This window comes from Actinomadura kijaniata (assembly GCF_014138665.1).
Taxonomy (GTDB): domain Bacteria; phylum Actinomycetota; class Actinomycetes; order Streptosporangiales; family Streptosporangiaceae; genus Spirillospora; species Spirillospora kijaniata.
Genome location: NZ_JACJIA010000001.1, coordinates 1,466,941 through 1,488,020 on the forward strand (window position 1 = coordinate 1,466,941; position 21,080 = coordinate 1,488,020).

General features: G+C 74.4%; 23 protein-coding genes and 2 tRNA genes. 12 read left to right on the forward strand and 13 right to left on the reverse strand.

The genetic code is table 11. The features are described 5' to 3' along the window. The first annotated feature begins 34 nt into the window (after nucleotides 1–34). Genes HNR61_RS06980 through HNR61_RS06990 form a run of 3 tightly spaced genes read left to right on the forward strand, consistent with a single transcriptional unit; the run spans nucleotide 35 to nucleotide 2,927 of the window. Nucleotides 35–1,084 (forward strand): FecCD family ABC transporter permease, encoded by a 1,050-nt coding sequence (locus HNR61_RS06980; protein ID WP_246441974.1) that lies wholly within the window; start codon nucleotides 35–37, stop codon nucleotides 1,082–1,084. Beyond that, on the forward strand, nucleotides 1,081–2,115 hold the full coding sequence (locus HNR61_RS06985) for a FecCD family ABC transporter permease (protein ID WP_182842170.1): 1,035 nt from the start codon (nucleotides 1,081–1,083) through the stop codon (nucleotides 2,113–2,115). Before HNR61_RS06980 ends, HNR61_RS06985 begins: the two co-directional genes overlap by 4 nt. Further along, nucleotides 2,112–2,927, forward strand: a complete 816-nt coding sequence (locus HNR61_RS06990) for an ABC transporter ATP-binding protein (RefSeq protein ID WP_182842171.1) — start codon at nucleotides 2,112–2,114, stop codon at nucleotides 2,925–2,927. Before HNR61_RS06985 ends, HNR61_RS06990 begins: the two co-directional genes overlap by 4 nt. A 31-nt stretch (nucleotides 2,928–2,958) precedes the next feature. Here HNR61_RS06990 and HNR61_RS06995 read toward each other — a convergent pair whose 3' ends face one another. The 7 genes from HNR61_RS06995 to HNR61_RS07025 form a co-directional block, all read right to left on the reverse strand. Next, on the reverse strand, nucleotides 2,959–4,422 hold the full coding sequence (locus tag HNR61_RS06995) for a flavin-containing monooxygenase (RefSeq protein WP_182842172.1): 1,464 nt from the start codon (nucleotides 4,420–4,422) through the stop codon (nucleotides 2,959–2,961). Between the two features lie 67 nt (nucleotides 4,423–4,489). After that, entirely contained in the window at nucleotides 4,490–5,083 is a 594-nt protein-coding gene (locus HNR61_RS07000) for an Rv1733c family protein (RefSeq protein ID WP_182842173.1), read from the reverse strand. Between the two features lie 151 nt (nucleotides 5,084–5,234). Then, the gene (locus HNR61_RS07005) at nucleotides 5,235–6,605 is read right to left on the reverse strand and encodes a WS/DGAT/MGAT family O-acyltransferase (protein ID WP_182842174.1); all 1,371 of its coding nucleotides are present in this window, start codon (nucleotides 6,603–6,605) and stop codon (nucleotides 5,235–5,237) included. 205 nt (nucleotides 6,606–6,810) lie between these two features. Beyond that, a complete protein-coding gene (locus HNR61_RS07010; RefSeq protein WP_182842175.1) occupies nucleotides 6,811–8,190 on the reverse strand; it encodes a WS/DGAT/MGAT family O-acyltransferase in 1,380 nt (459 codons plus the stop codon). Nucleotides 8,191–8,287: 97 nt separating this feature from the next. Continuing rightward, a complete protein-coding gene (locus HNR61_RS07015) occupies nucleotides 8,288–9,259 on the reverse strand; it encodes an alpha/beta hydrolase (RefSeq protein WP_182842176.1) in 972 nt (323 codons plus the stop codon). Between the two features lie 69 nt (nucleotides 9,260–9,328). Continuing rightward, entirely contained in the window at nucleotides 9,329–10,846 is a 1,518-nt protein-coding gene (locus HNR61_RS07020; RefSeq protein WP_182842177.1) for an MFS transporter, read from the reverse strand. Next, nucleotides 10,843–11,529: an LppX_LprAFG lipoprotein gene (locus tag HNR61_RS07025; protein WP_182842178.1), complete on the reverse strand. Its 687-nt coding sequence runs from the start codon at nucleotides 11,527–11,529 to the stop codon at nucleotides 10,843–10,845. The genes HNR61_RS07020 and HNR61_RS07025 overlap by 4 nt, the downstream gene beginning before the upstream one ends. A 179-nt stretch (nucleotides 11,530–11,708) precedes the next feature. On the opposite strand from HNR61_RS07025, the gene HNR61_RS07030 reads away from it, so the two are divergent. The 3 genes from HNR61_RS07030 (at nucleotide 11,709) to HNR61_RS07040 (ending at nucleotide 12,714) form a co-directional block, all read left to right on the forward strand. After that, a tRNA-Ile gene (locus tag HNR61_RS07030) sits at nucleotides 11,709–11,782 on the forward strand. A 108-nt stretch (nucleotides 11,783–11,890) separates the two neighbouring features. Continuing rightward, a tRNA-Pro gene (locus tag HNR61_RS07035) sits at nucleotides 11,891–11,967 on the forward strand. 93 nt (nucleotides 11,968–12,060) lie between these two features. Continuing rightward, nucleotides 12,061–12,714: a hypothetical protein gene (locus HNR61_RS07040; protein ID WP_182842179.1), complete on the forward strand. Its 654-nt coding sequence runs from the start codon at nucleotides 12,061–12,063 to the stop codon at nucleotides 12,712–12,714. Between the two features lie 44 nt (nucleotides 12,715–12,758). Here HNR61_RS07040 and HNR61_RS07045 read toward each other — a convergent pair whose 3' ends face one another. Beyond that, the gene (locus HNR61_RS07045) at nucleotides 12,759–13,523 is read right to left on the reverse strand and encodes an enoyl-CoA hydratase-related protein (protein ID WP_182842180.1); all 765 of its coding nucleotides are present in this window, start codon (nucleotides 13,521–13,523) and stop codon (nucleotides 12,759–12,761) included. A gap of 108 nt (nucleotides 13,524–13,631) precedes the next feature. Here HNR61_RS07045 and HNR61_RS07050 point away from each other — a divergent pair, with 108 nt between their 5' ends. Together HNR61_RS07050 and HNR61_RS07055 are read left to right on the forward strand one after the other, a co-directional pair. Then, nucleotides 13,632–14,018 (forward strand): DUF7715 family protein, encoded by a 387-nt coding sequence (locus tag HNR61_RS07050; RefSeq protein WP_067822692.1) that lies wholly within the window; start codon nucleotides 13,632–13,634, stop codon nucleotides 14,016–14,018. Nucleotides 14,019–14,031: 13 nt separating this feature from the next. Next, a complete protein-coding gene (locus HNR61_RS07055; RefSeq protein WP_067822694.1) occupies nucleotides 14,032–14,328 on the forward strand; it encodes an MTH1187 family thiamine-binding protein in 297 nt (98 codons plus the stop codon). A gap of 15 nt (nucleotides 14,329–14,343) precedes the next feature. Here HNR61_RS07055 and HNR61_RS07060 read toward each other — a convergent pair whose 3' ends face one another. The 3 genes from HNR61_RS07060 to HNR61_RS07070 all read right to left on the reverse strand — a co-directional run bounded on the left by HNR61_RS07060 (nucleotide 14,344) and on the right by HNR61_RS07070 (nucleotide 16,190). Continuing rightward, nucleotides 14,344–14,736: an STAS domain-containing protein gene (locus tag HNR61_RS07060; protein ID WP_182842181.1), complete on the reverse strand. Its 393-nt coding sequence runs from the start codon at nucleotides 14,734–14,736 to the stop codon at nucleotides 14,344–14,346. A gap of 86 nt (nucleotides 14,737–14,822) precedes the next feature. Continuing rightward, nucleotides 14,823–15,536 carry a neutral zinc metallopeptidase gene (locus HNR61_RS07065; RefSeq protein WP_182842182.1) on the reverse strand — a complete coding sequence of 238 codons (714 nt, stop codon included), beginning with the start codon at nucleotides 15,534–15,536 and terminating at the stop codon, nucleotides 14,823–14,825. Nucleotides 15,537–15,629: 93 nt separating this feature from the next. After that, complete coding sequence (locus HNR61_RS07070) at nucleotides 15,630–16,190, reverse strand: TetR/AcrR family transcriptional regulator (protein ID WP_312897790.1); 561 nt, start codon at nucleotides 16,188–16,190, stop codon at nucleotides 15,630–15,632. Nucleotides 16,191–16,246: 56 nt separating this feature from the next. On the opposite strand from HNR61_RS07070, the gene HNR61_RS07075 reads away from it, so the two are divergent. Further along, nucleotides 16,247–16,987 carry an alpha/beta fold hydrolase gene (locus HNR61_RS07075; protein WP_182842183.1) on the forward strand — a complete coding sequence of 247 codons (741 nt, stop codon included), beginning with the start codon at nucleotides 16,247–16,249 and terminating at the stop codon, nucleotides 16,985–16,987. 374 nt (nucleotides 16,988–17,361) lie between these two features. On the opposite strand, the gene HNR61_RS07080 is transcribed toward HNR61_RS07075, so the two are convergent. After that, nucleotides 17,362–17,802, reverse strand: a complete 441-nt coding sequence (locus HNR61_RS07080) for a MarR family winged helix-turn-helix transcriptional regulator (protein WP_182842184.1) — start codon at nucleotides 17,800–17,802, stop codon at nucleotides 17,362–17,364. Between the two features lie 69 nt (nucleotides 17,803–17,871). Between HNR61_RS07080 and HNR61_RS07085 the strand changes: the two genes are divergently transcribed. After that, the gene (locus tag HNR61_RS07085) at nucleotides 17,872–18,279 is read left to right on the forward strand and encodes a PaaI family thioesterase (RefSeq protein ID WP_182842185.1); all 408 of its coding nucleotides are present in this window, start codon (nucleotides 17,872–17,874) and stop codon (nucleotides 18,277–18,279) included. Here the strand turns inward: HNR61_RS07085 and HNR61_RS07090 are convergent. Next, on the reverse strand, nucleotides 18,272–18,964 hold the full coding sequence (locus HNR61_RS07090) for a 3-keto-5-aminohexanoate cleavage protein (RefSeq protein ID WP_182842186.1): 693 nt from the start codon (nucleotides 18,962–18,964) through the stop codon (nucleotides 18,272–18,274). The genes HNR61_RS07085 and HNR61_RS07090 overlap by 8 nt on opposite strands. Nucleotides 18,965–19,142: 178 nt before the next feature. On the opposite strand from HNR61_RS07090, the gene HNR61_RS07095 reads away from it, so the two are divergent. Beyond that, nucleotides 19,143–20,111: an NAD(P)H-dependent flavin oxidoreductase gene (locus HNR61_RS07095; RefSeq protein ID WP_182842187.1), complete on the forward strand. Its 969-nt coding sequence runs from the start codon at nucleotides 19,143–19,145 to the stop codon at nucleotides 20,109–20,111. Nucleotides 20,112–20,199: 88 nt separating this feature from the next. Then, a complete protein-coding gene (locus HNR61_RS07100) occupies nucleotides 20,200–20,985 on the forward strand; it encodes an SAM-dependent methyltransferase (protein WP_182842188.1) in 786 nt (261 codons plus the stop codon). Nucleotides 20,986–21,080 lie beyond the last annotated feature (95 nt).

A 21,080-nucleotide genomic window follows, 5' to 3' on the forward strand; every position in this document is an offset into this window, starting at 1 on the left:
CCCCGGTCGCCGCCCGATGCGCGGAAGCACCAGGTTGTCCCTCACCACACACCCACCGTCGCCGCCCGCGGCGGCCCGCACGGCGTCCGGTCCGCCGCGCCGCCTGACCCGTTCGGCGGGGCTGCTGGCGGCGCTGCTGGCGCTCGCCGTCGTCTCCCTGATCAGCCTCGGCGTCGGCGCGCGGCCGATGTCGCTCGGCGACGCCTGGCGCGGGCTGGTCGACCCCGACGCGCCCGGCTACAGCGTCGTCCACCAGATGCGGCTGCCCCGCACCCTGCTCGGCCTGCTGGCCGGGGCGGCGCTGGGCGTGGCGGGCGCGGTGATGCAGACCCTCACCCGCAACCCCCTGGCCGACCCGGGCATCCTCGGCATCAACGCGGGCGCGGCGGCGGCGGTCGTGACGGCGATCTCGTTCCTGGGGGTGTCGTCGTTCGCCGGGTTCGTGTGGTTCGCGTTCGCCGGGTCCGGCGCGGTCGCCGTCCTGCTGTACGCGGTCGGCGGCGGGCGCAGCGCCACCCCGGCGCGGCTGGCGCTGGCCGGGGCCGCCCTCAACGCCGCCCTGTACTCCTACGTGCAGGCCGTGCAGTTGCTCGACACCGCCGCGCTCGACCAGATGCGGTTCTGGATCGTGGGGTCGCTGGCGTCGGCGCAGGCGTCGATCGTGTGGCAGCTCCTGCCGTTCGTGCTGGCCGGGCTGGCGGCCGCGTTCCTGCTGGCGCGGCCGCTGAACGCGCTGGCCATGGGCGACGACGCCGCGCGGGCGCTCGGCGCGAACCCGGCGCGCGCCCGCGCCGTCGGCGTCGTGGTCATCACGCTGCTGTGCGGGGCGGCGACGGCGGCGTGCGGGCCGATCGCGTTCGTCGGGCTGATGGTGCCGCACCTGGTGCGCACCCTCACCGGCCCCGACCTGCGCTGGCTGCTGCCCTACTGCGCGGTGCTGGCCCCGGCGCTGATGCTGGTCGCCGACGTGCTGGGCCGCGTGATCGCGCGGCCGTCGGAGGTGCAGGCGGGCGTGCTGACCGTCGTCATCGGCGGGCCGGTGTTCCTGTACTTCGTGCGCCGGCGCAAGGCGGTGGCCGCGTGAGGCAGGCAGTCATCCGCGCCGCCGGGGTGTCGGGGCGGTTCCGGCCGCGCGCGCTGGTCGCGGCGGCGGGGTGCGCGCTGCTGGCGGGCGCCGTCGCCGTCGTGCTGATCGGCTCCGGCGACTTCCAGATGAGCCCCGCCGAGGTCGTGCGGACCCTGCTCGGCAACGGCGACCCCGCCCAGGACTTCATCGTCAACAAGCTGCGGCTGCCCCGCGTCGGCACCGCGCTGGCCGTCGGCGCGGGCCTCGGCCTGGCCGGGGCGCTGTTCCAGTCGCTCACCCGCAACCCCCTCGGCAGTCCCGACATCCTCGGCTTCACCCAGGGCTCGGCCGCCGGGGCGCTGGTGATGATCGTGCTGGTCGGCGGCGGCAGCGCGGCGGTCGCGGCCGGATCGGTGGCGGGCGCGCTGCTGGCGGGCCTGGCGATCCACGCGCTGGCCGGACGGCACGGCGCGCACGGGCAGCGCCTGGTGCTGTTCGGCATCGGCGTCGCGGCGATCCTCACCGGCGTCAACGGCTACCTGCTCACCCAGGCCAAGATCCTGGAGGCGGCGCGGGCGATGGTGTGGCTGACCGGCTCGCTGGACGGCCGCGACTGGGGCGACTCGGCCCCGCTGCTGATCGCGCTGGCGGTCCTGGTCCCGCTCGTCGTGGCCGGGTTCGGGCGGCCGCTGCGGATGCTGGAGATGGGGGACGAGTCCGCCCTCGCCCTCGGCGTCCCGGTGACGGCGACCCGCGTGCTGATGCTGGGCTCGGCGGTGCTGCTGACGGCGCTGACGGCCGCGGCGGCGGGGCCGGTGTCGTTCATCGCGCTGACCGCCCCGCAGCTCGCGCGGCGGCTGACCCGCACGACCGGCCCCAACCTGACGGCCTCGCTGTGCATGGGCGCGGCGCTGATGGTCGCCGCCGACTGGATCGCCCAGCACGCCGTCCCCGGCCGCCAGCTCCCGGTCGGCGTGGTGACGGGCCTGCTCGGCGGCGGGTACCTGGTGTGGCTTCTGGTGAGAGAACGCAAGAGCGGACGGATATGAGCGACAACAAGCAGCCCCGCCTCGTCGGCGAGGACCTGACGCTGGCCTACGACCGGCGCACCATCGCCACGGGCCTGGACGTGGCCGTTCCGGACGGCTCGTTCACCGTGATCGTCGGACCGAACGCGTGCGGCAAGTCCACCACGCTGCGCGCCCTGGCCCGGGTGCTGCGGCCCGCCGCCGGGGCGGTGCTGCTGGACGGCGAGCGCATCGGCTCCTGGCCCGCCAAGAAGCTGGCCCGCACCCTCGGCCTGCTCCCGCAGTCGTCGATCGCCCCCGAGGGAATCACGGTCGCGGACCTGGTGGCGCGGGGCCGCTACCCGCACCAGGGCCTGCTGCGCCAGTGGTCCCGGGAGGACGAGCGCGTCGTCGGCGAGTCCATGGCGGCCACCGGCGTCGCCGAGCTCGCCGACCGCTACGTGGACGAGCTGTCGGGCGGCCAGCGCCAGCGCGTGTGGATCGCGATGGCCCTGGCCCAGCAGACCCCGATCCTGCTGCTGGACGAGCCGACGACGTACCTGGACATCGCCCACCAGATCGAGATCCTCGACCTCTGCGCCGACCTGCACGAACAGGGCCGCACGGTGGTGGCGGTCCTGCACGACCTGAACCACGCCGCCCGCTACGCCACGCACCTGATCGCCATGCGCGACGGGGACATCGTCGCCGAGGGGCCTCCGGGCGAGGTGGTGACGGCGGAACTGGTGGAGAAGGTCTTCCACCTCCCCTGCCAGGTGATCCCCGACCCGGAGACCGGCACCCCGCTCATCGTCCCGGCCGCCCGCAGGCGCGCGGTGGCGTCCGCGACCTGACGCCGCGCCCGCCGCGCCCGCCGCGCCCGCCTCATCCGCGTTCCGGCGCCAGGGCGTCCACCTCCGTGAACTCCTCCAGGTGCGGGACCGCGAGCATGCGGGCGTGGGAACGCGGGGTCCACGGCCACAGCTCGGGCAGCCCGTCCTTGCCGAGGTACCAGCTCCGGCAGCCGGAGGTCCAGACCGTCCGGGGGAGGGCGTCGCGCAGGGCCCGGTTGTAGCGGTCGGTGGCCTCCTGGGTGGGGGCCACCGACCGGCACAGGCCCGCCCGGTACCGGCGGACCCAGCCACAGACGTAGTCGGCCTGCGCCTCGGCGATGGCGATGAGGGAGTAGTTGCCGATCGGGCTGTGCGGGCCCATCAGCATGAAGAAGTTGGGGAAGCCGGGGAGCGCGACCGTGCGGTAGGCGCGGGGGCCGTCGCGCCAGGCGTCCTCCAGGGTGCGCCCGCCGGGGGCGGTGAGCCTGATCGGGCGCAGGTAGGCGTGGGCGTCGAAGCCCGTCGCCAGGACCAGCACGTCGATCTCGTGCAGGACGCCGTCGGCGGTGACGACGCCCCGGGGCTCCACGTGGTCGATGGGCGCGGTGACCACGTCCACGTCGTCGCGCTGCACGGCCTCGTAGAAGCCGCGCGAGCCGATCAGGCGCTTGCACATCGGGCGGTCGGGCGGGGTGAGCCTGCGGCGCAGCTCGGGATCGGCGACCGTCTCCAGATGGCGGCGGCAGATCCGGTCGATCAGGTCGCGCCGCCGGCCGGGGGCGACCAGGGCGCGCGCCAGCAGCGCGCTGAGCAGGGTCTCGTGGAGGCGGTAGAAGAGCCGGTCCAGGACCGGCAGGCGCCGGTGGGCGCGCCGGGTGAGGTCGGTGTAGCGGTGGTTGCCCACCGGGAAGACCCACTGGGCGGTGCGCTGGAACAGCAGCAGGCGGGACGCCCGGCCCGCCAGGGCCGTGGTGATCTGGACGCCGGTCGAGCCGGTGCCGACGACCGCCACCCGCCGGCCCTCCAGCCGCGCCCCGTGGTCCCAGCGGGCCGAGTGGAACGCCGGGCCCGCGAACGTGTCCAGCCCCGGGATGTCGGGGTGGCGCGGATGGTGCAGCACGCCGGTCGCCGAGATCAGGAAGTCGGCCTCGTCGGTGCCGCGCGTGGTGGTGACGCGCCAGCGGCCGCCGCTGTGCTCGGCCGCCGTGACCTCCGTGCCGAACACGATGTGGCGGCGCACGCCGCGGGCGTCGGCGACGCGTTCCAGGTAGTCGCGGATCTCGGGGCCGGGGGAGTAGCGGTGGGTCCATCCGGGGTTCAGCGCGAACGAGTACTGGTAGAAGCGGGAGGGAACGTCGCAGGTCAGGCCGGGGTAGGTGTTGTCGCGCCAGGTTCCGCCGAGGGAGGGGGCCTTCTCGTACAGGACGAGGTCGCGCACGCCCGCGTCCAGCAGCTTGACCGCCATGCACAGACCCGACATCCCGGCGCCGACGATGACCACTCGCGGATCAGCCATGCCGATAAGTAAAGCCTGACATCGGGGAGGCGGCCAGGAGCCGGCGCGACGGGAGGCGGGACGGGCGTCAGAACGGGTGGTTGCGGCCCGCGTCGGCGTCCATCCGCGCCCAGGCGGCGTCCCACATCGCGTCGCGGCGGCGGTCGCAGCGGCGGCGCAGCAGCAGGTACCCCAGCAGCGACGGCGCGCCCGCCGCCAGGGCGGCGGCCACGCCCGCGTAGACCGTGTCGGTCACGGTGCGGCTGTGCGGCCGGGGCCGGGGAGCGACCTGGCCCCGCGCGTCGACCCAGATCCGGGTGGTCTGGCCCGCCCGGACGTCGCGCCAGCCCGGCAGCGTCCCCTCGCGCGCGCCGCCGCCCGGGGCGGTCCAGGTCGCCCGCACGGTCTCGTGGACGTACCGGTCGCCGCGCGAGCCGACGCCGCCGACCGCCGTCACCGTCGCGGTGACCTGGTGGCGGGAGGCGCGCTCGGCGCGTTCGGCCCGGGTGCCCGCGTCGTGGGCGAGCCCCGCGCACCACAGGGCGGCGGGCGGCGCGGCGGCCACCGTGAACAGCAGCAGGGCGAGGGCGATCCACCGCTGGATCCGGTCGATCGGCCTTCGCAGCGGACTGCGTTCCAGGCCGAGGCGCCGCCGCAGCGTCCTGCGTCCGGGACTGCTCATCGCCGTCACCTCCCCGCAGGAAAGCCTTCGGTAAGAGGTTGTTTATCCTCTTTTTCCAGGATATTCCCGAGTGCGGAGATCGAACAGACCTCGCCGCGATCCACCGGGACGCGGCGCGCCCGCGACCCGGCGCCACGGCTCACGGCGTGGCTCACGGCGCGGCCCTCAGCAGCTCGGCGAGGCCGCCCCGCACGCCCCTGGCCAGCACGTCCAGGTCCGGCATCGCGTCGAAGTCCCCGGTGATCCCGAAATACAGCGTCCCGCAGTACGACACGATCGCGGTGGCCACCCGGATCCCGCCGGTGAGCGGCACGTACGGGTGCATCTCCAGCACCCGGCGGCCCATCACGTACAGCGGGAAGTCGGGTCCGGGGACGTTGGTGGTGACGGTCTGCACCAGGTCCTGCCGCAGCCGGACCGGCACGCGCGCGCCCAGCGACAGCAGCGCGGGCGCGACCGCCGCGTCGGTGAGCCGCGTCAACGTCCGCGTGCCCGCCGCCTGCCCGCTGCGCTTGACGTCGTCGGTCTGCTCGCGGACGCGGCGCAGCCGCTCCAGCGGGTCGGCGACCCCGGCGGGCAGGTTCACGAACACGGCCGCGACCCGGTTGTTCATCTCGCCGCGCTGGTCGGTGGCGCGCACCGACACCGGCACCGCCGACCGCACGACCGTGTCCTCGGTGAGCGTGCCGCGCGCCTCCAGCAGGTCGCGGTACCCGGCGGCCACGGCGGTCAGGACGACGTCGTTGACGGTGCCGCCGAGCGCCTTGCGGATCCGCTTGGCGTCCTCCAGCGGCGCCTGCTGCCAGCACCAGCGCCGGTGCGGGCCGATGGGGCCGTTCAGCGACCCCGCCGACGGGCTGGCGAACCGCGCGGTCGTGCGGGTCAGGCCGAGCGCGAAGTCGCGCAGCCGCCGCGCCTCCCGCACCCCGCCGAGGCCGCGCACCACGTCGCCGGTCTGCCGGACCGGCTGGGTGACGGCGCGCTGGGCGGCGTCGCGCAGCAGGCCCAGCGCCGTCGGCTCCGGCTCGGGCTCCCAGCCGGGCAGCCGGTCCGGCGGCCGGTGGTCGGGCGTCAGGTCGAACATCACCGTGGCCAGGTCCATCCCGGCGACCCCGTCGACCATGCAGTGGTGCACCTTGGCGATCATCGCCCAGCGGCCGTCGGCCAGCCCCTCCACCAGCCAGATCTCCCACAGCGGCTTGGCCGGGTCGAGCCGCTGGGCCAGCACCCGGCCCGCCAGGTTGCGCAGCTGCTCGCCGGTGCCCGGCTGCGGGAGCGCGGTGTGGCGGACGTGGTAGAGGATGTTGAAGTGCGGGTCGTCGGCCCACACCGGGCGGCCCAGGTGCAGCGGCACCGGCCGCACCCGCTGCCGGTAGCGCGGCACCTGGGGGAGCTTGGCGACGACCTGCCGGATCAGGTCGCCGTAGGAGGGCGCGGGCCCCTCGAAGACGACCACCGACGCCACGTGCAGGGGCGTGTTCTCGTCCTCCAGGAGGTAGAAGCTGGCGTCCAGTCCGCTCATCCGGTGCACGGCCTCACCGTCTTTCTGACATCGGGGGGATGGGACAGCGTGGGGGCGTCGGGGGGCGCCCGCGAGGGTGGGTCGGTTCAGCCAACATCACCGACGGGTCCCTGACAAACGATCTGACTGAGGGTGTCGCGGGTTGGTGCGGCCACATCCGGTCATGGCCCAGAGAGCCCCAGGTCACCGTCCCGGCGGCCGCGCGTCAGCCCTGGGCGGCGAGCTTGACCAGGTCGTCGAACCCGCTGCGGACGCCGTCGGCCAGCACGTCCAGGTCCGGCATCGCGTCGAAGTCGCCGGTGATCCCGAACGTCAGCCGCCCCCGGTAGGAGAACACCGCGACCCCGGCGCGCACCCCCATCGCCAGCGGCACGAACGGGTACAGCCCGACCAGCTCGCGGCCCAGCACGTACAGCGGGAAGCCGGGGCCGGGGACGTTGGTGACCACCGTCTGCACCAGCGGCTGCGTGCGGGTCAGCGCGTAGCGCGCGCCGAGCGCCATCAGCGTCGGCGCGAACCCCGCCAGCCTCGTCAGCGCCTCGCCGCCCGCCGCCTGGTGGGTGCGTTTCACGTCGTCCATCTGCGCGCGGACGTCGAACAGGCGGCGGCGCGGGTCGGGCTCGCCGACCGGCAGGTTGACCAGGACCCCCGACACCCGGTTGGCGAGTTCGCCGCGCTGGGCGTCGACGCGGACCGAGACCGGCACGAGGGTGCGGACGATGGTGGTCTCCCCCAGCTCGCCCCGGCCCTGGAGGAGCTCGCGGAAGCCGTTGGCGACCGCCGCCAGGATCACGTCGTTGACCGTCCCGCCGAACGCCTTGCGCACCCGCCGGATCTCGTCGAGGTCGGCGTGGACCCAGGACCAGCGGCGGTGCGGGCCGACCGGGCCGTTCAGCGAGCCGGCCGCCGGGCGCGCCAGCCGCCCCACCACGCGCGGGACGTCCAGGCCGAGCGTCCGCAGCGTCCGCGCGCTCAGCGCCGAGCGCGCCATGCGCGGGACGTCGGGGGCCCGCCGGACCGTCTCGGCGACCCGTTCCCGGACCGTGCCCGTCAGCAGCGACAGCCCCGAGGGCCCGTGCTCGGGCTCGGGCAGCTCGCCCGGCCGCGGGCGGTCGGCGTCCGGGCTCAGGTCGAACAGCTTGGTCAGCAGGTCCACGCCGCCGACCCCGTCCACCACGCTGTGGTGCACCTTCGAGATCGCCGCCCAGCGCCCGCCCTCCAGGCCCTCCACCAGCCAGATCTCCCACAGCGGCTTGCTCAGGTCCAGCCGCTGCGACAGCACGCGGCCCGCCAGGTTCCGCAGCTCCTCGGGCCCGCCGGGTTTCGGCACCGCCGTGTGCCGGACGTGGTAGAGGATGTTGAAGTGCGGGTCGTCCACCCACACCGGGTTGCCCAGGTGGAACGGGACCGTGCGGACGCGCTGGCGGTAGCGCGGGATCTCCGGCAGTTTCGCGAGGACCGCCCGGACCACCTCGCCGTAGGCGGGCACCGGGCCTTCGAAGACCGTCACCGACGCGATGTGCCAGGGGGTGTTCTCCGACTCGGCGAAGTAGAAGGTCGCGTCCAGACCGCTCAGCCGCTCCATGTCCGCACCGTCCCGGATCGTTGGGGGAGTGCAGGGTGGCTTCCCGATAGACCTCCGGCTAATCGGACGAAAAGTCGAAATGTCCGGGTGTGGTCGCTCAGGCGGCGACGGTCCCGCTCGCCACCCACGCGTCCTCGGTGTGCTGGCGGACGAACGCGCCCGCCTCGTGGATGGCCGCCAGCCCCTCCGGGACCAGGTCGGCGAACACCTGGAACACGTGGACCTGCTCCTGCCACACCTGGAGGCGGCACGGCACGTCGGCCGCCGCGAGCCGTTCGGCCATCAGCTCGGCGTCCGGCAGCAGCATCTCGGTGGACCCGACCTGGATCAGCACCGGCGGCAGGCCGCCGAGGTCGGCGTTCACCGGGGAGATCGCCGGATCCAGCTCCTCGGCGCCCTCGGTCAGCATCCGCGCCAGCTGCCGCACCCGCCGCGCGGGCAGGTACGCCTCCAGCCGGGCGTTGGCGTGCGCGACCTTCGACTCGTGGTCCAGGTCCGTCAGCGGCGCGAACGCCACCAGCGCCGCCGGGGAGGGCAGCCCCTCCCGCATCGCCTCCAGCGTCGCCGCGAACGTCAGGAACCCGCCCGCCGAGTCGCCCGCCACGACGATCCGCTCCGGGGCGAACCCCTGCTCCAGCAGCCACCGGTAGGCGTGGACGCAGTCGCGCACCGACATGGCCAGCGGGGCGGCGGGCAACTGCCGGTAGGCCACCGACAGCACCGGCACGCCCGACGCCGCCGACAACCGCGCCAGCATCCGCCGGTGCGTCCGCAGCCCGCAGGAGAAGAACCCGCCGCCGTGGAAGTACAGCACCACCCGGTCCTCCGCCACCCGCGGGGCCCGCACCCACTCGGCCCGGACGTCGCCGAGCCGCACGCCCTCGACGTCCGCCCAGCGGGGCGCGGGCAGCACCACCGGCGAGGCCAGGTCGATCGCGCACGCCGGCCGCAGGCCGGTCCGGGTGAGCGGCCACAGCCTCAGCAGAGGGGCGACCGTCAGCCTCAACCCGCGCGCGGCCACCCGCGCGCGGATCGTCGTGCCGGGCCGTTCCTCGATCACGGGGTCCATCAGTGACCTCCCGAGGCTTGTGACCAAGCAGTCAGTACAGCGACTCCGGTCAGCCTGCGGCCCAGGTGATCAACGTGTCAAGAGATGTCCGGGTGATGAAGCAGACGTTTCGGATGCGTTATCACGGCCCGACAAGAACAGCGCGAGGAATGCTCCCAGCACGCACAGACCCGCCGTGATCCAGAAGATCTCCTGGTACTCGGTGCGCAGCGCGTCCTGCACGGCGGCCTTGTAGTTCGCGAGCGCCCGCGCGAACTCCTCCTTCTCCATGAGGAACGGCAGCGGCGGCCTCAGGTCGGCCGTCAGCGAGTGGAAACGGTAGAACCCCCACCCCGACAGCGCCGCGATCCCGAGCAGCATGCCCATCATCCGCGCGACCACCACGGCCGCCGACGCCACCCCGTGCCGCGCCGCCGGAACGAGCCGCAGCACCGCCGACGACACCGGGGCGATCACCAGTCCGAGCCCCAGCCCCGTCACCGCCAGGTCCACGTCCATGCGGGGGAACGGCCCGTAGGAGGCGCCCGCCGGGTCCCGCGGCCAGGCCGCGATCAGCAGGTAGCCGACCGCCGCGACCGCCATGCCCACGGCCGCCGGCGGGCGCTCGCCCGACCGCCACGCCCACACGCCGCCGAGCACGGCCCCCACCGGCAGCGCCACCAGGAACCACATCAGCATCAGCGTGGCGTCCACCGAGTCCTTGTTCAGCAGCGTCTGCGCCACCAGGACGACGTCGACCAGCGTCGCCATCAGCGCCGCGCCCGACAGGAAGCTCACGCCCAGCGTCGCCAGCAACGGCCGCCGCCGCGTCCCCGCCAGGTCCAGCAGCCGGGTCCGCGTCCGGACCTCCCAGACCACGAACGCCACCAGCGCGACCGCCCCCGCCGCCACCACCGGCACACCCCAGGGCGGCAGCACCGACTCCTCCGGCTCGGGGTTGTAGAGGCCGCCGACCAGCAGGCCCAGCCCCAGCGCCAGCAGCAGGCCGCCGACGACGTCGACGCCCTGGCGTTCGCGCTCGGGCCGCCCGCCCGGCACCGTCAGCTGGACCGCCACCATCGCGGCCGCCGTCAGCGGGACGTTCGCCCAGAAGATCCACCGCCAGTCGTCGACCAGCCACACGACCGCCAGCCCGTACAGCGGCCCCAGCACGATCCCGAGCTCCTGCGCCGCGCCGACCGCGCCCAGCACCAGCGGACGCCGCCGCTCCTCCCACAGGTCCCCGGCCAGGGCCATCGTGACCGGCAGCAGCGCGCCGCCCGCCGCGCCCTGCACGACCCGGCCCGCCGTCAGCAGCGCGACGCCGTCCGCCCACGCCGTCACCACCGACCCGGCCGCGAAGACGACCAGGCAGACCTGCAGCAGCGGACGCCGCCCGAACCGGTCCGACAACTGCCCGAGCAGCGGCATCGCCGCCACGTACCCGAGCAGGAAGCCCGTCAGCACGGGGGTGATCCGTTCCAGGCGGTTCACCGGGACGTCCAGGTCCCGCACCACCGCGATGAGGATCGAGGCGATCACATAGGCGTCCAGGGCCGCCAGCAGCACCACGCCGCCGCCGGCCCCGAGCGCCGCCCGCCGGCTCACTTCGGCGCGGAGATCTTGTAGGGGGCGTCGAACTCGGTGAAGCCGATGGTCACCGCGCCCTTGCCGCCCTCACCCGGGATCACGCCGCGCACCTTCACCAGCCGGTGGTCGGCGGTGCTCACCCACACCTGCCCGTCCAGGTCGGAGGTGATCCCCGGCACCAGCCCGCCGATCGCCGCCTGCGGCAGCCGCACCCTCACCCGGACGGCGTCCTTGCCGTCCACCTTCTCCACGGCCTCGGACTTCGGCGACTGCACCGAGGTCAGCAGCCTGGCGATGCCCCGCTGCGGGTCCAGCACGGCCGACGGGTCGTACACCCGGGAGGCCAGCGCCTTCGGCAGCCGCTGCCACCCGCCGGTCACGTACTTGATGTAGAAGGTGTCGCCCAGCGCCACCACCCGCATCTCGGTGCCCTGCCCGGCCTGCTCGATCCGCAGGGTGCCCTCGGCGTCGCCGTTGCGGAGCAGCTTCAGGTCACCGCCCTGCACCATGATCGGCGGCTTGTCCTCGGTGGCCAGCGTCAGGCCGACGCTCTTGAGCCCCGCCATCGCCTGCGACGCCTTCTGCAGCGTCTGCCCGGCGTCCGGCAGCGGCCCGGAGGGCTTGCCGCCCCCGCCGTCGCACGCCGTCACCACGACCAGCGCGACGAGAGCCTGAACCAGAACCACGAGACGTCGAGACATAGCCGGGACCCTACCGACCGGTCACCGCGCGAGTGAATCGGTACCAGGTATGACACCGCCCCCTCCGAGGGATGAGATCTCCGCCGGGCCGCCGCCGCGGTGGCCCGCGACGGAGCCGCCCCGCTAAGATGACCGGCGGCATGCCCCGTCCGCCGACCGGCCACGGGAGCGGGCCGATCGGGGCGGTAGCTCAGCCGGTCAGAGCAGTGGACTCATAATCCATCGGTCGCGGGTTCGAGTCCCGCCCGCCCCACGAAGCAGGATCCGGCGTTCGCGATCCCCCGGGCCGCGGCACGGTGGCGGGCGAAACCGCCGGGGAACTGCGCTAGAGTAAGCACGCCCGCTCGACGAGGGCGGGCACCGGGACGTAGCGCAGTTTGGCAGCGCACTTGACTGGGGGTCAAGGGGTCGTGGGTTCAAATCCCGCCGTCCCGACCAGGCATCAAGCCAGGTCAAAAGGGCTTCGGACAGCATCCGAGGCCCTTTTCGCCTTCCCGGTCCCCGTCTGACCGACAGCGGAGGCGAGCCGCGGTGGAACGGGACACGGTGGAACGGCTGCGGGCCGAGGCGTCGCGCGGCGACTACGCGTCGATGGCCCGGTTGGCGCGGGCGCTGTACGAGAGCGGCCTGGGCCCGCGCGAGGTGGTGCGCGAATGTTATGGCGTCGACTTTCCCGAGGAGCTCTTCGTCCTCGTCGACGCCGGGCCGTGGCCCCCGGATCTCCTGGCGTACTTCACCGACCAGCCCTGGCAGCTGGCCGTACCGCCCGAACTCGGCGGCCCGCTGGACGGCTACGAAGAACTGGTCGAGACCGAACTGCTGTTGTTGGCCCGCGACCCCGACCTGGTGCCGCTGTTCCGGATTCCGTCGCCCACGCCCGGGCGGGACGACCGTGTCATCTGCTACCGGCTGGACGATCTGCGGGCGGGGCGCTCCACGGTCTACGGCCTCGCTACCGGGAGCCATCCCGGTGAGGTCCGTGACGCTGCGGCGGTGCGGTGCGGCGAGTCGATGCTCCAGGTCCTCCGGGACGCGCATCTCGGCCACCTCCATGCCCTTGAGGAGGAGGCGCGCTGGCCGGGGGACCGGGGCGCCGGATCGGTGCACCCCTCCGAGATCGAGGGCACGCGCGAATGCGTCGAGCTGCTGCGGGACCTGATCCGGGAGGTGGACGGACGGCGGTGAGGTCAGGGCCCCGCTTCGGATGGCCGGCGGGGCCCTGCGTTCTGTCAGGCGGGCCAGTCGGGGTGGCGTTTTTCCAGGAACGCCGTCATTCCCTCCTGGGCCTCCGGGGTCTGGCTCGCGGCGGCCATGACCTCGATCGCGTAGGTGTAGGCGTCCTGTTCGGGGCGGTCCAGCTGGGCGTACATGGCCTGCTTGCCCAGGGCCTTGCTGCGGGGGCTGCCCTGGGTGGCGCGGGTGAGCAGGTCGTGGACGGCCTTGTCCAGGTCCGCGTCCGGCACCGCGTAGTTGATCAGGCCCCAGCCGGCGGCGGTGCGGGCGTCGATACGGTCGCCGGTCAGCGCCAGCTCCATCGCGCGCTTGCGGCCCACGTTGCGGGCGACCGGCACCATCGGGGTGTGGCAGAACCAGCCGCCCCGGCCGCCGGGGGCCGCGAACGCGGCGGACTCGGCGGCCACCGCCAGGTCGCAGGTCGCCACCAGCTGGCAGCCCGCCGCCGTCGCCAGCGCGTGGACGCGGGCGATGACCACCTGCGGGACGCTCTGGATCGTCCGCATCAGGTCCGCGCAGGTCTGGAGCAGGTCGCGGACGTCGGCGTGGGAGGCGCCCGCCAGGTCGGCGAAGTCGTGCCCCGCCGAGAAGACCGGCCCCTCGGCGGCCAGGATCACGCCGCGCGCGTCGGTCTCCGCCACCTTGGCGAACGCCCGGGTGAGGTCCTCCAGGAACGCGCGCGACAGCGCGTTGCGGCGGCGGGGCCGGTTCATCGTGATCGTGGTGAACGCGCCGTCGCGTTCGATCAGGACATCGCTCATGGCGCGACGGTATGCCAGGCGGCGGGTTCGCGCACGTGTCGCCGGTTTCGCCCGTGAAGTGTCGTAGGGGCGGCGTACGGTGGGGCCCGTCAAGGGAAGGGGCACGCCTTGAAGCTGCTGACCGCGACGAGTGTGACGCAGGGGTACCGGGACAACGACTTCGACTGGTGCGTCGAGGGCGAGCTCGTGCACATCGGGGTCGTCTGCGCGCGGGACCGCGACGACCCGGACGGGGGCTGCGGGTGCGGCCGGTCCTTCGCGGGGCTGAACTCGCACCGCGCGACGACGACGGCGATGGTGCGGGAGGTCCCGGGGTTCACCGAGGACGACTATGTGGAGGCGATCCGCAGCAGCCTGGAGCAGCAGGGCTACGACCCGTCGTTCGCCGAGCACGAGGCGGCCGGGCTGCGGACGCTGGTGCGCGAATGGCCGGTGGGGGCGATCGTCGAACGGCGGCTCAATGAGATCGTGGTGAGGCAGGTGGTCCAACCGTAGAAGGAGGGTCGTCGTGCTGGTCGCGTTCTCGGTGACGCCGCTGGGCGTGGGGGAGGGCGTCGGGGAGATCGTCGCGGAGGCGGTGCGGGTCGTGCGGGCCAGTGGCCTGCCGAACCGGACCGACGCGATGTTCACCACGGTCGAGGGCGAGTGGGACGAGGTCATGGCGGTGGTGAAGGCCGCCGTGGACGCGGTCGCCGAACGCGCGCCGCGGGTGAGCCTGGTCGTCAAGGCGGACGTGCGGCCCGGCGTGACGGGGGCGCTGGACACGAAGGTGGAGACCGTGGAGCGGTATCTGGCCGGGGAATAGCCCGGGGGCGCGCCGTCAGGTCCCGTCGAGCCAGGCGCGGATCTGCGCGTCGGTCGGCGGGATCAGGCACCACAGCGCCTCCTGCCGGGAGGAGCACAGCGGGACGCGTTCGTGCAGCCGCAGCAGCCGGAACATCTTCACGGTGAACGGCCGCACCCCCGTGACGGCCAGGCCCGTGCCGCGCTCGGCGCAGTACCGCGCGGTGGACTCGACCAGCCGCAGCCCCGCCGCGTCGAGGAACGTCACCCCGGCCAGGTCCAGCACCAGGGGACGCGCCGCGGCCTCGACGAGCGCGCGCAGGCGCGCGCGGACGGCCGGACAGGTGAGACGGTCGAGCTCGCCGCGCATCAGCACGCCGATGTGGTCGTGGTGGTCGGTGACGTCCATGACGACGGCGGTGTCCCCCATGGCTGCCCTGCCTCCCGTGTGCCGGTGACATAACAGCATCGCGCGAACACTCTGGGTTGCCAAGTCCATGGCGGAACACGGTCTGGTCAGGTCGTCCGGAAACAGGCGTTGACGCCGCCGTCGCCGCCGCGTTCGAAGGACCGCAGCCGCTCGGCGGCCGAGCCGTGGTCGCCGGGCTTGGTCCACGGCACGTCGTCGCCGATCACGCGGAACGACCGGACGACCTCCTCCTCGTCGCCCGCCTCGAACCGCACCGCCCCGTCGGCGGCGGCCCCGTACAGGGTCGCCCCGGCCAGGCAGTCGGCCTGGAGCTCGGCGGCGGGGGACACCAGGTCGCGGCGCAGGCGGTCCTGGATCGCGTGGCCCCACTCGTGGGCGATGACCAGGTACACCCAGGCGTCGCCGCGCGCGTAGCCGTTGCGCATGAGGGTGATGTCCCAGGCGACGTAGTCCCCGGCGGGGCAGTAGGCGGCGTTGTTGCGTTCCAGGGGGCGGTCCCCGCACATCGGGGTGGTCGCGGGGTCGCGGCCGTCATAGAGGCCGACGACGGTGGGCGGCCGGTACGCGCCGGTGAACAGCTCGGACCAGTGGCGGGCCCAGAAACCGTTGACGACCTGCTCGGCGGTCCTCAGGTCCTCGCGGAACTCCGGGTCGTCGAGCGTCTCCTCCATCATGATCCTCGGCGCGGCGGAGCCGCGCGGGGCGGCCCCGGCGGGGGCGATCTCCAGGTCGCAGGCGGCGGTGGCCAGCAGCGTGAGGCCGAGGGCGAGGGCGGCCGGCAGCCGCCTCGGGAGGTGCATCGCCGTCTCCGTCATGTCGGGGGATACGCATGACGGCTCTCGATATGCCCAGTCGCCCGCGAAAAAGACGGCCCCGCGGGTGACGGTGGCCTGTCAGGCGCGTGAGGCGCCGTTCAGGACGGTGTCGACCAGCCGGGCGGGCAGGTCGTCGTCGGCGGGCAGGCCCCGGAACACCACGCGCACCCAGAGCGCCCCGGCGAGCAGGTCCATCAGCAGGGCGGGGTCGGCGCCGGGGGCGAGCTCACCGCGCGCGGCGGCGCGGTCGAACACGGCGCGTTCGCGGGCGAGACGGTCGGCGAAGAACGCGTGGGCGTGCCCGGCCAGCTCCGGTTCCCCGGCCGCCGCGCCGAGGAACGCCACGGCGATGTCGGCGGCGGGCGGCCGGGTGAGCAGGTCCAGCACCCGCCGGGTGAGGGCCTCCAGGTCGCCGCGGAGCGACCCGGTGTCGGGAACGGCCAGGTCGAGGGGGGTGCCATGGGTGAGGGCCGCGCCGAGCAGCGCGGCCTTGGACGGCCACCAGCGGTAGATGGTCGTCTTGTTGACGCCCGCGCGTTCGGCGACGCCCTCGACGGTCAGGCTCCGGTAGCCGCGGGCGGCGAGGAGTTCGAGGGTGGCGTCGAAGATCTGCTGCGCTCGGCGGGGTCCACGGGTCACGGGGGCCAGCCTAGCAGTATTGCAACGCAACGTTGCGTTGCACTAGTGTGCCGGGCATGGAGCACTCACCCTCCCTGCCGGTCGTCCTCGTCCACGGGACCCGGGTCAGCGGAACGATGTGGCGTCCCGTCGCCGACCTCGTCGGGGGCGCGGTCGCCCTGCCGGACCTGCCCGGGCACGGGCGGCGGCGCGGCGAGCCGTTCACGATGGACGGCGCGGTCGCGGCCGTGGCCGAGGCGGTCGACGACCTGGGCGGCCGGGCCCTGGTCGCCGGCCTGTCGCTGGGCGGGTACGTCGGGATCGCGGCGGCGGCCCGGCACCCCGGACGCGTCGCCGGACTGGTGGCCGTGGGCTGCACGACCGTCGGGGCCGGTCCGACGGCCGCCGTGTACCGGACGATGGCGGGCCTCGCGGGACGGAACCCGGAACGCGCGAACCGGCTCAGCGCCCGCGCGTTCCGCCGGACGCTGCCCGCCCCCGCCGCCGCCGCGATGGTGGCGGGCGGCCTGTCCAGCGAGGTGTTCCCGGGGGTCGTCGCGGAGGTGGCCGCCCTGGACCCGCCCGCGCTGCTGCGCGCCTACCCCGGCCCGGTGTGGCTGGTCAACGGCGAACGCGACCACCTCCGCCGCGACGAACGCGCGTTCCTGGCGGCCTGCCGCGACGGCCGCCTGGTCCTCGTCCCCCGCCGAGGCCACATCTCCGTCCTGGCCGAGCCCGCCGCCCTGGCCCGGATCATCCAGGACGCGAGAACCATCGCGGAACGGAACGACCCCCGCCCGGCCACTCCCCACGCCTGACACCGAAGCAGGAGCGACACGCCGCCTTTCGCGGGGCGTGGCGGCGCTGGCCGCCGCTCACGTTCGGGGCGGGCCTGGCCGAATGCGGGGCCGTGTGACCTGTGCGCTGCGCCGCCCTTCGCGGGGCGGGTCTGGCTGTGCCCAGAGCCGTGTGACAGGTGTGACACGACGCTTTTCGCTGGACGGGTGGCGCTGGCCGTCGTTCACGTTCGAGATGGGTTTCGCTGTGTCCAGAGCCGCGTGACACGTGCGACGCGTTGCTCTTCGCTCGCTTTCAGGGGGCTTCGTTGAACGCGGGGCCGCGTGCCATGTGTGATGCGACGCCTTGCGCGGGACGGGTGGTGGCGGCTGGTCGTCGTCCGTGTTCGGGGTGGTCAGTCGGTGGGGGTCAGGGTTTCGTCGTGGGCCAGGCGGTGGAGGGCCGTGGCGGTCTGGCGGAACGCCGGTTCGCCCAGTAGCGCTCTCAGTTCGGCGTTGAAGCGGTCGATCTCCGGCTGGGCCGCGCGCAGGGTGGCCGCGCCGTGGTCGGACAGGCGCAGGGTCACCGCGCGGTGTTCCCGGGGGTGGGGGCGGCGGGTCACCAGGTCGGCGGCGACCAGGCGGGTGACCAGGGCCGTGACCGCCGACTCGCGCAGGCCGAGGATCCGGGCCAGCCGCTGCTGGGTGATGTCCGGCTCGTCGTGGACCGCGAACAGGGCGCCCAGCTGGGCGGTGGTGACCCCGGCGGCGGCGCGGCAGCGGCGGTCGGCCGCGAGGCGCAGTCGGTGCGCGGCGCGTTGCAGGGAGAAGTAGAGGCGCTCGTCGGGCTCGGCCATGGCATCGATGTTGACAGACGGCGGGCGGGAACGGCATTCTCACTTCACTAGTGAAGTGAGAGGTGGGGCATGGCCGATCTGGAATTCGCGCGAGGGACGCTCAAGGCGCAGCCGTTCAGTGAACTGCTCGGGACGCGCCTGACCGAGTTCGGCGACGGCGGGGCGACGCTGGAGCTGGACGTCCGCGACGAGCTGCTGCAGCAGAACGGCTTCGTGCACGGCGGCGTGCTCGCCTACCTCGCCGACAACGCGCTGACCTTCGCGGCGGGGGCGGCCGCCGGGACGAACGTGGTCACCGCCGGGTTCACCATCGAATACCTGCGGCCCGCCGTCGGCGTGACGCTCCGCGCCCGCGCGGGCGTCGTGCGGGCGGGCCGCAGCCGGGTGGTGTGCCGGTGCGACGTCCTCGTGCTGGACGCCGAGGGCGCCGAGACCCCGTGCGCCGCGGCGCAGGGAACGGTCTCGGTCCTCAGCTGAGGAGCGCGCGGGCGGCGTTCACCAGGGCCGTGTTGTCCGGGGCGGGGGCGCCGTCGGGGAGCAGGAGGGTGTCCTCCAGGCCGATGCGGGTGGACAGGCCCAGGCGGGCGGCCAGGCGGAGAACGGGCCAGGCGCCGCCCTCCTCGCCGTGCAGCAGGATCGGGCGGGCCACCGGGGCCAGGTCGGCCAGCAGGGATCCGGCGGCCCCGGGGGCCGTGGCCGGGTCGGTGTCGGTGACCTCGGCCAGGACGCGCAGCACCCGGTCCGCGTGCGGCCAGGCGAGGAAGCGCGCGGCGGCGTCGGTGCCGGAGAACAGGCCCGCCTCGACGCCCACGCCGCGTTCCAGCAGGGCCTCGGCGACCAGGTCCGCGCCGTCCTCGTGCCAGTTGACCGACGCGTGGTCCGGCAGGACCGTCCAGGAACGGACCAGCGCGGCGCGGCGGGCGGGGTCCGGTTCGATCCAGGCGGCCGTGGTGACGCCGACGGCGACGCCGGGCGCGGCCGCGCGGACGGCGGCGACGGCCTCCGCGACGGGGGCGGGTTCCATCGTCTCGGCCCCGTGCGCGTCACGGGGGTGGAGGTGGACGTCGCCGAGGCCGGACGCGCGGACGGCCGCGGCGAGCCGGGGCGGGGTGTCGGGAACGTGGGCGGCGGTCCGGCCGCCGTTCGGGCAGAGCTGGAGCATCGGAAGGCGGCCCTCCGGGGCGGGTCGGTTTCGATCTTTCCTTGGAGCCAGTCTGCCCAAGAATCGCCGTTCAGTCCGGGGTTCGGCATCGTCGCAGGTCACGAGCTTCCGTCTGGGAGTTGGCGATCGCATCCGGCGGGGTAGGGGCTCCGTGGGGAGCTTTCGAACGGGGGCGGCGATGTTGCGGACGGCGTTCACCCGGCTTGTCGGCTGCGAGGTTCCGATCCAGCTGGCGCCGATGGGCCTGCTGAACACCCCGCGGCTGGTCGGCGCGGTGACCGGGGCCGGGGGCATGGGCATGATCGCGATGCCGCGCGCTCCCGCGCGGGCGGTCGTCGACGCGCTCGACGCCTGCGCCGCCCAGGCCAGGGGCCCGTTCGGGTTCAACGTGCTGGTGCCGTTCCTCGACCTGGAGGTCCTGGACGCGGCGGCGGCGCGCTGCCGGTGCGTCGACTTCTACCACGGCGCCGTCGACCCCGCGCTGGTCGAGCGGGTGCACGCGGCGGGCGCGCTGGCGGCCTGGCAGGTCTGCGCCGCCGACCAGGCCCGCGCGGCCGCCGACGCCGGGTGCGACCTGCTGATCGTGCGGGGCGCCGAGGGCGGCGGCCGCATGTACGGCTCGCGCGGGCTGTGGCCGCTGCTGTCGGAGGTGCTGTCCGCGGTCGACGTCCCGGTCCTGGCCACCGGCGGCATCGCCGACGGGCGCGGCCTGGCGGCGGCGCTGGCGGCCGGCGCCGCCGGGGTCCGCCTCGGCACGCGCTTCGTCGCGACCCCGGAGTCCGGCGCGCACCAGAGCTACAAGGACGCGATCGTGGCCGAGAGCGAGACGGTCCTGACCGACGCCTTCAGGACCGGCTGGCCCGACGAGGTGACGCGCTCCCGCGTGCTGCGCCGCTGCTACGAACGCGCCGCCGCGGCGCCCGAGGACGCCGTCGTCGCGCGGATGAGCATCGGGCCCGACACCGTGGAGGTGCCGAGGTTCGGGGTCCCGGCGCCCGCCGCCACGGCCTCGGGCGACGTCGCGGCGATGGCCATGTACGCCGGCGAGTCCGCCGCCCTCATCACCGGCATCGAACCCGCCGACCGGATCGTCACCCGGATCGCGCGGCAGGCGGAGGAGCTCCTGCGGTCGGCGGCGCCGGGTTGACAGACCCGTTCCGGTGAAGGCTGGTGGGAAGTCAACCGGATGATCTAGGGTGCCGGGACATGTCCACATCGCCGTCCCCGGAGGACCGATGACGGAACAGCGCCCGGTCCCGGGCACCATCGACGTCACCAGGCCCAACGTCGCCCGCATGTACGACTACTACCTGGGCGGCAAGGACAACTTCGCGGTCGACCGCCAGGCGGCGGAACGGGTGCTGGCGGCCGCCCCGCACACCCCGGCGCTCGCGCGGCAGAACCGGGCGTTCCTGGAACGCGCCGTGCGGTACCTGGGGGAGCGGGGCGTCGGCCAGTTCCTCGACATCGGCGCGGGCCTGCCCACCCGGCGCAACGTGCACGAGGTGGTGCGGGACGCGGTCCCCGGCGGGCGCGTCGTCTACGTCGACAACGACCCGGTCGTGCTCTCGCACGGCAGGGCGCTGCTCGACGGGGCCGTCGACGCGGGGTACGTGGCGGGCGACGTGCGGCGGCCCGCCGACCTGCTGGCGGAGGCCGGGCTGGACCTGTCCCGGCCGGTCGGGCTGCTGCTGCTGGCGGTGCTGCACTGCGTCCCCGACGAGGAGGACCCGTGGGCGGCGGTGCGGGAGCTGCGCGACGCCCTCGCCCCCGGCAGCCATCTGGTGCTGTCGCACATCACCGACGCCGAGCTGTCCGCCTCGGCCCGCGCGGGCGCGGACGTGTACCGGAAGGCCAGCAGCACGATGACGTTGCGGGACCGCGACGCCATCACCCGGTTCTTCGACGGGTTCACGGTGGTGGAGCCGGGCGTCGTGCCGCTCCCCGACTGGCGTCCCACCGAGGCCGTCCGCGAGGACCTGCCCACGTGGTTCCTGTGCGGCGTCGGCCGCAAGGACTAGCCGGGGGCTAGGCCGTGTTTCAAAGCCCTGGCCCACGGCGCTCGCCTGGCGGCTCGCACCTCACCAGGGCTCGGCGAGCGCGACATCGCTTCGCG

Bases quoted from the DNA above. Each gene is read 5' to 3' on its own strand.
- HNR61_RS06990 (WP_182842171.1), top strand. From the start codon at position 2,112: ATGAGCGACAACAAGCAGCCCCGCCTCGTCGGCGAGGACCTGACGCTG.
- HNR61_RS06995 (WP_182842172.1), bottom strand. From the start codon at position 4,422: ATGGCTGATCCGCGAGTGGTCATCGTCGGCGCCGGGATGTCGGGTCTG.
- HNR61_RS07000 (WP_182842173.1), bottom strand. From the start codon at position 5,083: ATGAGCAGTCCCGGACGCAGGACGCTGCGGCGGCGCCTCGGCCTGGAA.
- HNR61_RS07005 (WP_182842174.1), bottom strand. From the start codon at position 6,605: ATGAGCGGACTGGACGCCAGCTTCTACCTCCTGGAGGACGAGAACACG.
- HNR61_RS07010 (WP_182842175.1), bottom strand. From the start codon at position 8,190: ATGGAGCGGCTGAGCGGTCTGGACGCGACCTTCTACTTCGCCGAGTCG.
- HNR61_RS07015 (WP_182842176.1), bottom strand. From the start codon at position 9,259: ATGGACCCCGTGATCGAGGAACGGCCCGGCACGACGATCCGCGCGCGG.
- HNR61_RS07025 (WP_182842178.1), bottom strand. From the start codon at position 11,529: ATGTCTCGACGTCTCGTGGTTCTGGTTCAGGCTCTCGTCGCGCTGGTC.
- HNR61_RS07045 (WP_182842180.1), bottom strand. From the start codon at position 13,523: ATGAGCGATGTCCTGATCGAACGCGACGGCGCGTTCACCACGATCACG.
- HNR61_RS07060 (WP_182842181.1), bottom strand. From the start codon at position 14,736: ATGGGGGACACCGCCGTCGTCATGGACGTCACCGACCACCACGACCAC.
- HNR61_RS07065 (WP_182842182.1), bottom strand. From the start codon at position 15,536: ATGCACCTCCCGAGGCGGCTGCCGGCCGCCCTCGCCCTCGGCCTCACG.
- HNR61_RS07075 (WP_182842183.1), top strand. From the start codon at position 16,247: ATGGAGCACTCACCCTCCCTGCCGGTCGTCCTCGTCCACGGGACCCGG.
- HNR61_RS07080 (WP_182842184.1), bottom strand. From the start codon at position 17,802: ATGGCCGAGCCCGACGAGCGCCTCTACTTCTCCCTGCAACGCGCCGCG.
- HNR61_RS07085 (WP_182842185.1), top strand. From the start codon at position 17,872: ATGGCCGATCTGGAATTCGCGCGAGGGACGCTCAAGGCGCAGCCGTTC.
- HNR61_RS07090 (WP_182842186.1), bottom strand. From the start codon at position 18,964: ATGCTCCAGCTCTGCCCGAACGGCGGCCGGACCGCCGCCCACGTTCCC.
- HNR61_RS07095 (WP_182842187.1), top strand. From the start codon at position 19,143: ATGTTGCGGACGGCGTTCACCCGGCTTGTCGGCTGCGAGGTTCCGATC.
- HNR61_RS07100 (WP_182842188.1), top strand. From the start codon at position 20,200: ATGACGGAACAGCGCCCGGTCCCGGGCACCATCGACGTCACCAGGCCC.